Below are 12,752 nucleotides of genomic sequence, written 5' to 3'. Positions count from 1 at the left end.
ATATCCGGTCATGGGATGATTTATCCGTGAATAGTGTGCTCGATCTCGTCGGGATCTTCGTCTTCGCCCTCTCCGGCGCCCTGGTCGGCGTACGCAGACGGCTCGACGTGGTGGGCATGGCCGTGCTGGCCGAGATGACCGCACTGGGCGGCGGAGTCGCCCGCGACCTGATCCTGAACGTACGGCCCGCCGCCTTCTCCAGCATCGGCTACGTGGTCGTGCCGCTGCTGGCCACGATGATCGTGTTCTTCTGGCACCCGCAGGTGGAGCGGGTGATGCCCGCGGTGAACGTGCTGGACGCCGCGGGCCTCGGCCTGTTCTGCGCGGTCGGCACCGAGAAGGCGATGTACTTCGGCCTCACCCCCCTGCACGCGGCCCTGCTCGGGGTCATCACCGCGGTCGGCGGCGGAATCCTGCGCGACGTCCTCGCCGGGCAGATCCCCGCCCTGCTGTACGACCGCCAGCTGTACGCGGTGCCCGCCATGCTCGGCTCGGCGATGATGGCGCTGCTCTACACCCTGAACCTGCACGGCTGGCCGGCCACGCTGGCCGCCGCCTTCCTCGCCTTCGGGCTGCGCATCGTGGCCATGCGGCTGAAGCTGCGGGCCCCGCTGGCCAGGGGCGTCACCTCCGAGTGAGCCGCCCCGACCGAGTCAGAGGGCGGGGGTGAGGGGCTCGGCGGGCCGGGTGCCGTACGCCCCCCTGAGCCTGGCCTCGGCGATGCGCCGCACCGCCTCGACGAGGACTCTGGGCGGCTGGGTGAAGGGCAGGCGCAGCCGCCCCTCCAGCGTGCCGTCCACGCCGAACCACTGCCCGGGGGCCAGCCGGACCCCCTGGCAGACCGCCGCGTCGGCCAGCGAGGTGGCCGAAGGTTCCGGCAGCCGCACCCAGAGCGATCCGCCACCTCTGGGCGGGATGAAGCTCCAGTCGGGCATCCGAGCCGCCAGCTCGGCCGCCAGGACGTCCCTGGAGGCGCCGAGCAGGCGGGCGCGCTCGGCCCTGGCCCGCTCGATGTCCTCGAACAACCTGGCCACCACCAGCTGCTCGAAGAGCGGGCTGGCGATGTCGATGGAGGCGCGGAGCACGGCCAGGCGCCGGACCGTGGCGGCGGTGGTGCGGATCCAGCCGATGCGCAGCCCGCCCCACCACAGCTTGGACGCCGAGCCGATGGTGATCACCCTCCCGTCGGTGTCGAAGGCGGCCAGCGGCGTGGCGCGGGCCTCCTCGTCGAGCGCCAGCTCACACCAGCTCTCGTCGACCACCAGGACCGTGCCGTAGCGCCGCGCCGCGCCGGCCAGGGCCGCCCGCGCCGCGTCGTCCATCAGATGCCCCGTCGGGTTCTGGAAGTCGGGGATCACATATGCGAGGCGGGCGGCCGACTGGCGCATCGCGCAGGTCAGCAGGTCCAGGTGGCGCCAGCCGTCGTCCGGGATGCCGACTCCGACGATCCTGGCGCCGCGCATCCTGGCCAGGTCGATGGCGTGCGGGTAGGTGGGCGACTCCAGCAGCACCGGGTCCCCGCGCGAGAGCAGCATCGTGGTCACCAGGTGGATGGCCTGCTGGGCTCCGGTGGTCACCAGGATCTGCTCGGGCCGGGTGGCCACCCCTCGCGCGCTGTAGCGGGCGGCGATCGCCTGGCGCAGTGGGGCGATCCCGAGCGGGTCGTAGCCCATCCCGAGCGTGTAGCGGGGATACTGGCCGGTGGCGGCGGCGATCGCCTCGGGCAGCGTCGAGATCGCGCTCGGGGCCGCGGCGTGCAGCGGCAGCAGCCCGTCGTCCTCGGCGGCGATCCACGGGTTGTCCGCGCCCAGCGAGCCCGCGTCGGGCAGCGCCGTCCAGCTTCCCGCCCCCTGCCTGCTCTCCAGGTACCCCTGCTCGCGAAGGAGGTCGTAGGCCGCGGTCACGGTGGTGCGGCTGACACCCAGCGCCTCGGCGAGGTGGCGCTCGGCGGGCACCCGCACCCGCATCGGCAGCCGCCCGTCGAGGACCAGCGATCGCACGCTCCGGGCCAGAACCCGGTAGTACGGCCTGGCACCGGGGTCGATCGCCAGGAGACGGGCGAGCTGGGGGCCACTGAGATACCGGTCCATACCAACCACCATAAGGCCACTTTTGATGATTGGCTCTTTTATCCGGAATCGGTGGCCTGGATGATTGGGGCCATCATGAGCGAACTCCCCCTGCCCACCCTCGGTTCCCTGCCCAACCGGCTCACCCGTCTGTACGCGGGCCTGGTGCTCTACGGCGTCGGCATCGGCCTGCAGATCGAGTCCCAGCTGGGCAACAGCCCCTGGGACGTGTTCCACCAGGGGCTCTCCATCCATCTGGGCCTGTCGGTCGGCACCTGGATCATCATCGTGGGCGCCCTGGTCATGCTGCTGTGGATCCCGCTGCGGCAGAAGCCGGGGCTGGGCACCCTCAGCAACGTCGTCCTGCTCGGACTGTTCGCCGACGCGGCCATCTGGCTGGCCCCGACCCCGGACGCGCTCGCCGCGCGCTGGGCGTACCTGCTGCTCGGCGTCGTCGCCACCGCCGCGGCCACCGGCCTCTACATCGGCGCCGGCCTCGGCCCCGGACCGCGCGACGGCCTGATGACCGGCCTGAACCGCCTGGGCCTGTCCATCCGCTCGGCCCGCACCGTCATCGAGGTCACCGTGCTGGCCGCGGGCTGGCTGCTCGGCGGGACCGTGGGATTGGGCACGCTGGTGTTCGCCCTCGCCATCGGGCCGCTGACTCAGTTCTTCATGCCGCGGACCCGGCCTGGAGCGCGGTTGCGCTCCAGGCCCCCGGGGAGCGCGCCGAGGCGTTAGCTTCGAGGCATGTGGATCGAGGACTACGCTCTCATCGGCGACATGCAGTCAGCGGCCCTGATCGGCAGGGACGGCTCCGTCGACTGGCTCTGCCTGCCACGCTTCGACTCGCCCTCGTGCTTCGCCGCACTGCTCGGCGACGCCCGGAACGGCCGGTGGTGGATCGGCCCCGCGGACGCCGGGCGGCCCCATGCCACCCGGCGCCGCTACCGGGGCGAGACCCTCATCCTGGAGAGCGAGTGGGACACCCCCGGCGGCACGGTCCGGGTGACCGACTACATGCCCACCCGGCACACCAACCCCGACCTGGTGAGGATCGTGGAGGGCGTGTCGGGGACGGTGGAGATGGCCACCGAGATCCGCATCCGCTTCGACTACGGCCGGATCGTGCCCTGGGTGCGCCGCAGCGACGGCCTCCTGCAGGCCGTCGGCGGACCCGACTCCGTGTGGCTGCACTCCCCCGTCCCGCTCCGGGGCGGCGACTACGCCCACACGGCGAGGTTCGAGGTCTCCGAGGGCGACAGCATGGCGTTCGTCTTCACCTGGCACCCCTCGCACGAGCCCAGGCCCGAGGAGATCGACCCGTACGAGCAGCTGACCGCGACCGAGGAGCTGTGGGCCGAGTGGGTCGAGCGGTGCAGTTACCAGGGCCCGTGGCGCGAGGCCGTGGTCCGCTCGCTCATCACGCTCAAGGCGCTCACCTACGCCCCCACCGGCGGCATCGTCGCCGCCCCCACCACCTCGCTGCCCGAGGACCTCGGCGGCGTGCGCAACTGGGACTACCGCTACTGCTGGCTGCGCGACGCCACCATGACCCTGGACGCCCTCATCGGCTCCGGCTACCTGGACGAGGCCCGCGCGTGGCGGTCCTGGCTGCTGCGGGCCATCGCGGGCCGCGGTCAGGACCTGCAGATCATGTACGGCGTCGCCGGGGAGCGCCGGCTCACCGAGCTTGAGCTCGACTGGCTGCCCGGCTACGAGGACTCCCGGCCGGTCAGGATCGGCAACGGCGCGGTCGACCAGCTCCAGCTGGACGTCTACGGCGAGGTCCTGAACTCCCTGTACCTGTCTCGTGTCTCGGGTCTGGAGTCCGACCATCGGGCCTGGACCATCCAGTTCGAGCTGATCTCCTACGTCGAGGAGCACTGGGACGAGCCGGACGAGGGATTGTGGGAGGTCCGCGGCCCGCGCCGGCACTTCGTGCACTCCAAGGTCATGTGCTGGGTCGCCCTCGACCGGGCCGTCAAGCACATGGAGACCTTCGCCAAGCCCGGCCCGCTGGCGCGCTGGAGGGAACTGCGCGACCGCGTCCACGCCGAGGTCTGTGACAAGGGCTTCGATCCGGTGCGCGGCACCTTCACCCAGTCCTACGGCTCGCACGAGCTGGACGCGGCCCTGCTGCTGATCCCGATCGTCGGCTTCCTGCCGCCGGAGGACCCGCGCGTGATCGGGACGGTGGAGGCGATCCAGCGCGAGCTGATGGTCGACGGCTTCGTGCTGCGCTACCCGGTCTCGACCGACAACGAGGTGGACGGCCTGCCCGGCGGTGAGGGGGCGTTCCTGGCGTGCAGCTTCTGGCTGGCCGAGGTCCTGGCGATGATCGGCCGCAAGGACGAGGCGGTCGAGCTGTTCGAGCACCTGCTGTCGCTCCGCAACGACGTCGGCCTGCTCGCCGAGGAGTACGACCCCCGCTACGGCCGGATGGTCGGCAACTTCCCACAGGCCTTCAGCCACGTGCCGCTGATCCACACCGCCCGCGCACTCAGCTGAGACGGCACCCAGCTGGCCTTTTTGTACCTTTTTATGACCTTTAGTCCCGATGAGACGACCAAGCTCAGAGATTTCTTAAAAATCATCAAGAAATCTGGGATTCGGCTGCAACAATCCGGTGCGAACGTGACTCTCATCCCCTGTAACACCATCGGAAAGGAACCAGCCAATGAGCGATTTCGACGTGACCACCACCGACCTGGTCGACTACGACGGCGACGGAGGGACCGACGCCCAGCTGATCGACACCGACGGTGACGGCCTCGCCGACGAGGAGCGCTACGACGTCGACGGCGACGGCGTCACCGACGTCGTCTACCTCGACAACGACGGCGACGGCTACATCGACGAGACCCTGGTCGACCTGAACGGCGACGGGGTCGCCGACTACACCGAGGTCGCGGGCCCCTTCCCGACCGTCTGACGGAAAGAACCGGCGTGAGCCCGCGTGACCTCACCGAGAGGGGGACTCGGATCCGGGTCACAAGGGCCGCCGACGAGAAAGGCGACCGATGAGGGACCGACGCGTGTTCCTTCCCCTGCTGTTGCTGGCCTGGCCGGCACTGACCGGCTGCGGCGCGGTGGCGGGACTTCGCGGGGAGACCGCCACCGCGTCCTCGGCCCCCCTGCGAGGTGACGGTGTCGGCTCCCTGCGCCCCGGGGAGGCCGGATCCGTCACGGTGGGAACACCGATCGGACTCCTCCCGCTGCCCCTGGTGCTCGCGGTGGCGGCGGGCACCCTGGCCGCGGCGGCCGCGGGCCTGTACCTGTGGCACCGCAACCGCCGCCCCGCCCCCGCCCAGGCACCCGTGCCGGGCACCTGGCAGGCGGCCCCGTACGGGACACCTCGACCGGGGACGGCACCGCAGGGGACGGTGCCGTTCCCGGTGGGCGAGGCGGGCTCGACGCCGGTCCGGCCCGTCGCCGGCCGCACCGGCCCACCGGCCGAACCACCCACCGGACCACCCGCCGGACCACCCGCCGATCCGCTGTCCGAGGCACTGGCTCAGGTCTCCGGAAGCGGGATCAGTCCGGCGCTCACCCAGCAGGTGGAAAGGCTCTTCTCCGAGGGTCACCCCGGGCGGGAGGCCCTGGTGGGGGCCTGCGTCGGTTACCGGGACCAGCTCGCCGAGCGCCACCCCCGGCTGGCGGGAACGCTGCTGGAGGCACTGAACCGGGCCGGCGTCCAGGAGATCGTCGCGGACGGGCAGCGCTTCGACCCGCGCCTGCACGAGGCGTTCGGCACCGCGCCGGCCGGGAGCCCCGAGCTGCACGACATCGTCGCCGAGACGGTCAGGCGGGGGTACGCCGACGGTGGACACGTGATCCGCGTACCGCAGGTCGTCGTCTACCGCCACGTCTCACCGGGCCCCGGGGCGGAACGGTGAGCGGCTCGGCTCCCCGCGAGAACAGCGCGCCGGACCTCACGACAGGCGCACGGTTCGATCCCGCCCCTCAGCCGGCTCCGCGACCTCTCCCGGCCCGCGCGGCGGAACACGGGAACACATCGGACGGCCAGGGCGGTGACGCGTGAGCACCGGACCCGCGGACCTGCTGCGCCGCCTGTGCGACACCACCTCGGCCAGGCTTTCCGGCGCGGAGCTGCGCGAGCGGGTGGCGCAGGTACGCGCCGACCTCGACGCGCCGCTGCGGGTCGCGGTGGCGGGCGCGGTCAGCAGCGGCAAGTCGACACTGGTCAACGCGCTGCTCGGACTGCCCGTCGCCCCGGTGGACGCCGGCGAGTGCACCTTTGTCGTCACCCAGTACGAGTACGGCGAGGACGACGGCCGCATCACGATCGAGCTCCTCGACGGCGGCGTGGCCCACTCCCGGCTGCTGCCAGGCCACCGGCTCCCCTCCGAACTCGGCGTCGACGTGGCCCGGATCCGGCGTCTGCGGGTCGCCCTGGACCTGCCGTCGCTGCGCACGATCACCATCGTCGACACCCCCGGCATGAACACGGTGACGGCCGCCAACGAGCGGGCGGCCAGGAGCATGCTGTTCGGCTCCGGCGACGAGGACGACCGCGCACAAGCGATGATCTACGTGCTGCGCTACGTCCAGAAGTTCGACGACACCACCCTCGCGGAGTTTCGCGGGCTGACCGACGCCTGCGGGATGAGCTGCGTCAACACCCTCGCCGTACTCGGCCAGGTCGACCGGCGCGGCGACGAGGGCGACCCGTGGCCGACCGCCAGGCGGCTGGCCGCCAAGGGGTACGAGGACCTGCGCACCTCCGTCTTCGACGTGGTCCCGGTGATCGGCCTGCTGGCCGAGACCGCGCGGGCCCGCCCGCTGGACGGTGAGGAGGTGGCGGCCCTGGCGACGCTGGCCGGGCTCGACGAGGACGACCTGGAGGACTACCTCCTGGACCTGGACGACTTCCGCTCCGCGCCCGAGCTGCCCGTGCCGGCCGAGGTGCGCCACCGGCTGGTGGAGCGGCTGCACCGCTACGGCATCACCAGCGCGGTCGAGGCGGTGCGCGCGGCCGGCACCGCCTCCCCCGAGGCGCTCACCTCCCACCTGCTGGAACGCTCCGGCTACTCCTCCGCGGGGCGGGCCGCGACCGGCTCGGTGGCCGCGGGCATCGCCCACTTCGCCCGCCGCGCCGACCAGCTGAAGGCGCTCGACGCGCTGACCCGGCTCCGCGCACTCGCCAGGACGCCGGCGATGGGTGCCGACCGCGCCACCCTGGACGCGCTGGCGGCCCAGCTCGACGAGAACCGGCCGATCGCCACCTCCCTGGGCGGCCTGCGGATCTTCACCGCCGCCGAGGCGCTCGGCCGCGGAGCGCTGGTCCTGAACGAGGAGATGACCGCCGAGCTGCTGCGACTGGCCCGCCACGACGAGCCCGCCGAGCAGCTCGGCCTGCCCGCGGGGGCCTCCCCCGAACAGGTCGCCGCCGCCGCCACCGCGGCGTCGATGCGCTGGCGCACGCTCGCCATGATGAGCGAGGGCCGCGCCGGCGGGCACCGGGCCAGGGACGTGCTGACCGTCCTGGAGGACCTCGTCTCAGCGGCGCTGGAGGAGCAGGCGGCCCCCACCGACACCGGGGGCGGCGGCGGGAGGCTCCCGCCGATCCGGGTGGACCCCGCCGCGATCGAGGCGCTGCGGGCCTCCCCCATGGTCCCGCTCGACGACCGGCGGGCGCTGGAACTCCTGCTCTCCGGTGCCGAGCTGGCCACCCAGCTCGGGGCGCCGCCCGGTGCCCCGAGCGCCGAGATCGCCGGTTACGCCGCCGCCCTGAGCGCCCGGTTCCGCTCCCTCACCCACCGGCCGCTCTCCCTGCGGCAGCGGCGGGCGGCCGAGACCCTCTGCGAGGCGTACGAGACCATCTGGTCGCACCACGCCGGCGCTTCCTGAGAGGGGACGCCGCCGGAAGACGGCACCGGCCCATCCCCATCCATCCCCGACAGGAGAAAAGGATCATGACGACCTCCGACCCGACCGGCCCCGTGGCCAGGCTGCTGCGCTACGCCAACGAGGTCCACGCGCTGGCCGGGCAGTGCGGCAGGCAGGACCTCGCTGAGGTGCTGGCCGCGTGCGCGGGCCGCTGGAAGGACGAGTGCACCGACATCGTGGTCGCCGGGGCGCAGAAACGCGGCAAGAGCCGGCTGCTCAACACGCTGGTGGGCCACCCCGACCTGCTCCCGGTCGACGCCGACGTCGCCACCAACTGCTTCCTGTCGCTACGGCGCGGCCCGCGTCTGGCCGCCGTCGTCCACCGCAGCACCGACTCGGGGCCGCTCCAGACGCCGATCACCATCGAGTCGATCCCCGACTACGCCTCGATGCGCGGTGACGCGGGCAAGCGTCGTGACGTCGTCAGCGTGGACATCACCCTCGACAACCCCCTGCTCGACGGATTGCGGCTGCTCGACACCCCCGGCGTGGACAGCCTGACGGTGGGGCACCGGCAGGTGACCGTGGCCATGCTCCAGCGGGCCGACGCGCTGCTGTTCGCGCTCAGCGCGCAGGACCAGCCGGTACTCAGGCACGAGCTGGAGTTCCTCGCGGAGGCCGCCGAGCGGGTCCAGGCGATCGTGTTCGTGCTGACCAAGGTGGAGGATTCGACCAACTGGCGAAACCTCCAGGAGGAGAACAAGACCCGCCTGAGGACGTTCGTCACCGAGGCGATCGCCGCCGACCCCGCCAGGGCGGCGACACTGGCCCCGCTCCTGGAGGCACCCTGGATCCCGGTGAGCGCCAAGCTCGCCGAGGCAGCCGAGGTCAAGCGGCGCGAGGGGCGCGAGGAGCGGGCGAACACGCTGCGGGCGCGCAGCGGCATGGACGCGCTGGAGCGGCACCTGCGCGCCTTCGCCGAGGGCCGGGACTCGGCGCGGGGCGCCACGGTGGTCGCCGCCGCCCTGTCGGTGCTGGGCTCGCTGACGACCGGCGCCAAGGACGACGTCGCCGCGGGCTCCGACGACGACGGCGACGTCACCGCCAGGCTCGCCGAGGTGGACGCCGACCTGGCCGGCCTGGCCGAGCTGTCCGCGCGGCGCAGGGCGGGCATGGTGGCCAACACCTTCATCGGCCGGGAGGTGGGGGGCATCGTGGGCGCACGGGTGGCCGAGATCCGCCAGCCGTACGAGAACACGATCGCCACGCTGAAGAAGCAGGCCCAGATCGACCAGTACATGGCGGAGCTGCCGGTCAGCGTCCAGCGTTCCCTGGAGGCCGCCTGGTCGCAGATCGTCTACGACGTGGAGAAGCTGGCCAGGACCACGCTGGACGCCTTCGCCCGCGATCTCGGCCTCGACCCGGTCGAGCTGACCACCGACAGACAGGCGATGCCCAGCCTGTCGCAGGTGCAGGTCAGGGGCGACACGGCCGCCGAAGCCCCGGAAAGCGTGGACCTCATCCGGGACGTGCTGCCCTCGGCCTCGATCGGGCTGTCCCTGGGCGGCTTCGCCACGGCCCTGCTCGGCCCGGTGGGCTTCATCCTGGTCGCCCCGGCCATCGGCGCGGCCATCTTCATGGGGCGGCGCTCGATGGAGAAGGTGCAGCGCAGCCAGGCGGCGATCAGAGGAGCACTGCGCGACCAGTTCGCCGTGATCACCAGGGAGATGACACTCGACCTGGAGCGGATGGTGGCCACCTGGCGGGTGAGCGTCGAGCAGGCCGCCGACGACACCCTGGCCCGGCGGCGCAGGGAACTGGAGACCAGGCGCGCCGAGCTGAAGTCCGCCTCCGCCCGCTCGGCCGCCGACCGCCTCAAGGCCCGCAAGTCGGGCCAGGAGCGCATCGCGGCGATCGGCGCCCTCACCCGGCGCGGCCACGAACTCCGCAGGGAACTGGCCGGAGCGGTGGCCGCCCTGGGCGCCGAGCAGCCGGTCCCCGCCGGAACCTGACCGGGCGGCCGCTCCGCCGGTCACCCGGGTCCGGCACTCTCATGGCCGTCGTTCCGGCCTTGAGAGTGCCGGAACGACGGCCGTTCCCGCCCCTGGCCGGGGTCAGGGGCGGGAACGGTCAGAGCGGCAGGTGCACCAGGGTGGCGGGCCGGTCACGGGTGGCGCCGGTCGCGTCGGCGGGGCGGTGCAGGCACAGCAGGCCCGTGGCGACCCGGGCGACCGGCTCGAACATCCCCGGGGTGCGGTGCACCTCCCGCGCCCCGCCGGGGGTGACGTGCAGCAGCCTGCTACGGCCCGCGTCCTGCATGGTCATCCACATCGAGTCGCCGTCGGCGACCAGCCTCGGCCGCTCCCAGCGGTGGCGGGAGGTGAGGTGACCGGCCAGAGTCGCCGACTGCTTGCCCATCAGGAACTCCAGCGTCTGGGAACGCTGGTCGAAGATCCCGACCGACCAGCCCCTGGCCGGGCTCACCTGGTCGGTGCCGACCGCGTAGATCTCGTTGCCCGCGGAGAACCAGCGCAGCGCGCCGCCCCGGGGACGCGGCATGACCAGCCTGGTCCTGCCGTCCGCGGTGTCGGCCTCCAGCCCCGCCGAGCCGGAGGTGAACCACCTGCCCCGGTGCAGGACCACCTGGTGCAGCCAGCCGCGCCCCGGCTCGCGCACCGTCGGGCGCACCACGCCGCCGGGATCGACCAGGCACAGAACCTGCCACGGCCGAAAATCCTGGTGCCGGTTCTGGAACATCGGCTTGTTGCTGCTGAACTGCCCGAGCACCACGGTGCAGCCCGGCGCGCCCACCGAGGACGACGGCTCGCTGCCGCTGGGCGCCTCCTGGTCGAGCAGCCGGCGCGACCTGTTGTCCTCGTTCAGGAACCACTGGGCGTAGGGGCCCAGCTCGCGCGGCTGGGGGGCCTGGAAGGCGAAGCCCCCGCCCAGATCGAGCTCGATCATGGCCAGCTGCCCGGTCTCCCCCCAGGGCAGCCCCATCGAGGTGTCGACACCGGCGGCCTGGCGGGAGTGGAAGAAGACCCACGCCGTACGGCCGTGGGCGATCGCGGTGGGGTTGCCCCACATCTGCAGCGGGTGAGTGGCGCGGATGGCGAGGTCGCGGGTGAGGGCGCGGACCAGCACCTGCGCGGGCCCGACCTGCTCCACCGCCACGACGCCCTCGCTGGAGGCGGCCCACTCCACGAGCCTGCCGAAGCCGAGCTCCCGGTCGTGCCGGCCCTCGATCCCGTCGAGCCTGCGCAGCAGGTGGCCGTGCTCGAAGGCCTGGTGGACGAAGACCCGGCCCGCCTCGGCACGCGCCTCCAGCACGCCGTCCATCACCTTCTCGATCCCCTGGACGCCGGGTCCGTCCCCGCCCGCCGTGCCCCCGCGGCCCGCGGGCCGGCCACTGAGCCCTCGGTGCCCGCCGGTGGCGCCGTCGCCGGGACCGGTGAGCACCCGATGGCCACCGGTGGCACCTCCCTCGGGACCGGTGAAGGCCCGGTGACCGCCGGTCGGAACCGCCACCGGCGCACCGGCCGCACCGGCCGCGTTGGCCGCATTGGGCATCTGGTGGCCCGCGGCCTGGCCGGGCACCGGGCCGGTGAAGGCCCGCTGCCCCGTACCTGGAGCGCCGGAGGTACCGGAGGCGGGTGGAACCTGCCCCGCGCCGGGAATGCCCGCCGCACCGCCGGCGGCCCGGTGGCCGCCGGCGGTGGCGGAGTCCGCGCCGGGCCCGCGGTGCTCGACCTTGAGCTTCCAGGCCAGCTGCGCGGCACCGTAGGCGACCACGATCTTCGGGTCGTCGTAGGTCCGCACCCGGTCGCCGAAACGCTCGCGCACGGCCTTCTGGACCAGCGGCATCCGGCTGGGGCCACCGGTCATGAACACCGCGGCCAGCTCGCCGGACTCGACCCCCGCGCCGCGGATCGTCTCGTCCAGGATGTCGACCGTCCTGACGATCTCCTCGCCGATGAGATCCTCCAGGTCGGCCCTGGTGATGTGCACGTCCTCGTTGATGCCGACCACGTAGTGGGAGGAGGTTTCGAACTTCGACAGCGTCTCCTTGGCCTCCCTGGCCATCTTGAGCAGGTCGGCGGCGTAGCTGACGTAACGGCGCTCGGGGTTGGTGGTCACCTGCTGCCACCAGTCGGCGTCGAGCCGCTCGATCTGGGCGCCGAGGAACGCGAAGACCTGCTCGTCGAACCCCTCGCCGCCGATCTCGTCGCTGCCGCCCGGTTCGCCGACGACCGCGAAGTCACCGCCGTCCACGGTGAGCACCGCGGCGTCGAACGTGCCGCCGCCAAGGTCGTAGACGGCCAGCCGCGACCCGCCGTCCGCCCGCCCGGCGGAGGCGAAGTAGCGGGCCGAGGCGACGGGCTCGTCGATGAGCGCGATCCGCACGCCGCTGACGATCTTCCTGGCCGCCGCCAGCAGCACCGCCTTACGGCCGGCGTCCCAGGCCACCGGGTGGGTCAGCGCGATGCAGTCGGGATCGGCGCCGTCGAACCGTCGCCGCCCCTCGCTGACGAACAGCTCCAGCAGTGCCGCCATGGCGTCGGCCACGTCCACCGGGACACCGCCGAGCAGCATCCGCCCCCGGCCGACGTAACGCTTGGGGTTGCGCTCGACCCGCTCGGGGCTGATCGCGATGCCCCGCTGGGCGATCCTGCCCGCCACGAGCGTCCCCCGCTCGTCCAGCATGACGGCGGAGGGGATGCGCCGCTCTCCCTCGACCTCCAGGACGTCGAAGCGCCCTTCGGCCGCTATCACCCCGGCGGAGAAACTCGTCCCCAGATCGACACCGAGGCACCACTGCGCCATGTCCCA

General features: G+C 72.7%; 9 protein-coding genes. 7 read left to right on the top strand and 2 right to left on the bottom strand.

Annotated features, from left to right (window positions below; all coding sequences use genetic code 11):
• Window positions 1–26 precede the first annotated feature (26 nt).
• Window positions 27–638: a trimeric intracellular cation channel family protein gene (locus OG884_RS31990; RefSeq protein ID WP_326639099.1), complete on the top strand. Its 612-nt coding sequence runs from the start codon at window positions 27–29 to the stop codon at window positions 636–638.
• Window positions 639–653: 15 nt separating this feature from the next.
• Here the strand turns inward: OG884_RS31990 and yczR are convergent, their stop codons facing one another.
• Entirely contained in the window at window positions 654–2,090 is a 1,437-nt protein-coding gene (yczR, locus tag OG884_RS31985) for a MocR-like transcription factor YczR (RefSeq protein ID WP_326639097.1), read from the bottom strand.
• Between the two features lie 75 nt (window positions 2,091–2,165).
• On the opposite strand from yczR, the gene yczE reads away from it, so the two are divergent.
• From yczE to OG884_RS31955, 6 genes are all read left to right on the top strand, one after another.
• A complete protein-coding gene (yczE, locus tag OG884_RS31980; RefSeq protein WP_326639095.1) occupies window positions 2,166–2,810 on the top strand; it encodes a membrane protein YczE in 645 nt (214 codons plus the stop codon).
• Between the two features lie 9 nt (window positions 2,811–2,819).
• Complete coding sequence (locus OG884_RS31975; protein ID WP_326639093.1) at window positions 2,820–4,580, top strand: glycoside hydrolase family 15 protein; 1,761 nt, start codon at window positions 2,820–2,822, stop codon at window positions 4,578–4,580.
• Between the two features lie 169 nt (window positions 4,581–4,749).
• Window positions 4,750–5,004 carry a hypothetical protein gene (locus OG884_RS31970; RefSeq protein ID WP_326639091.1) on the top strand — a complete coding sequence of 85 codons (255 nt, stop codon included), beginning with the start codon at window positions 4,750–4,752 and terminating at the stop codon, window positions 5,002–5,004.
• 88 nt (window positions 5,005–5,092) lie between these two features.
• Entirely contained in the window at window positions 5,093–5,968 is an 876-nt protein-coding gene (locus tag OG884_RS31965; protein ID WP_326639090.1) for a nucleotide exchange factor GrpE, read from the top strand.
• Between the two features lie 142 nt (window positions 5,969–6,110).
• Window positions 6,111–7,943: a dynamin family protein gene (locus OG884_RS31960; RefSeq protein WP_326639088.1), complete on the top strand. Its 1,833-nt coding sequence runs from the start codon at window positions 6,111–6,113 to the stop codon at window positions 7,941–7,943.
• 65 nt (window positions 7,944–8,008) lie between these two features.
• The gene (locus OG884_RS31955; RefSeq protein WP_326639086.1) at window positions 8,009–9,934 is read left to right on the top strand and encodes a dynamin family protein; all 1,926 of its coding nucleotides are present in this window, start codon (window positions 8,009–8,011) and stop codon (window positions 9,932–9,934) included.
• Between the two features lie 118 nt (window positions 9,935–10,052).
• Here the strand turns inward: OG884_RS31955 and OG884_RS31950 are convergent, their stop codons facing one another.
• Window positions 10,053–12,746 (bottom strand): Hsp70 family protein, encoded by a 2,694-nt coding sequence (locus tag OG884_RS31950; RefSeq protein WP_326639084.1) that lies wholly within the window; start codon window positions 12,744–12,746, stop codon window positions 10,053–10,055.
• Between the last annotated feature and the right edge of the window lie 6 nt (window positions 12,747–12,752).

This window comes from Streptosporangium sp. NBC_01755 (assembly GCF_035917995.1).
In the GTDB taxonomy this organism is placed as follows: Bacteria; Actinomycetota; Actinomycetes; order Streptosporangiales; family Streptosporangiaceae; genus Streptosporangium.
This window is presented reverse-complemented; position numbering and strand designations above follow the sequence as displayed.

What these genes read in the sequence shown, in the direction of transcription:
- yczR (WP_326639097.1), bottom strand. Translation starts at nt 2,090, where the DNA reads ATGGACCGGTATCTCAGTGGCCCCCAGCTCGCCCGTCTCCTGGCGATC.
- yczE (WP_326639095.1), top strand. Translation starts at nt 2,166, where the DNA reads ATGAGCGAACTCCCCCTGCCCACCCTCGGTTCCCTGCCCAACCGGCTC.
- OG884_RS31975 (WP_326639093.1), top strand. Translation starts at nt 2,820, where the DNA reads ATGTGGATCGAGGACTACGCTCTCATCGGCGACATGCAGTCAGCGGCC.
- OG884_RS31970 (WP_326639091.1), top strand. Translation starts at nt 4,750, where the DNA reads ATGAGCGATTTCGACGTGACCACCACCGACCTGGTCGACTACGACGGC.
- OG884_RS31965 (WP_326639090.1), top strand. Translation starts at nt 5,093, where the DNA reads ATGAGGGACCGACGCGTGTTCCTTCCCCTGCTGTTGCTGGCCTGGCCG.
- OG884_RS31955 (WP_326639086.1), top strand. Translation starts at nt 8,009, where the DNA reads ATGACGACCTCCGACCCGACCGGCCCCGTGGCCAGGCTGCTGCGCTAC.
- OG884_RS31950 (WP_326639084.1), bottom strand. Translation starts at nt 12,746, where the DNA reads ATGGCGCAGTGGTGCCTCGGTGTCGATCTGGGGACGAGTTTCTCCGCC.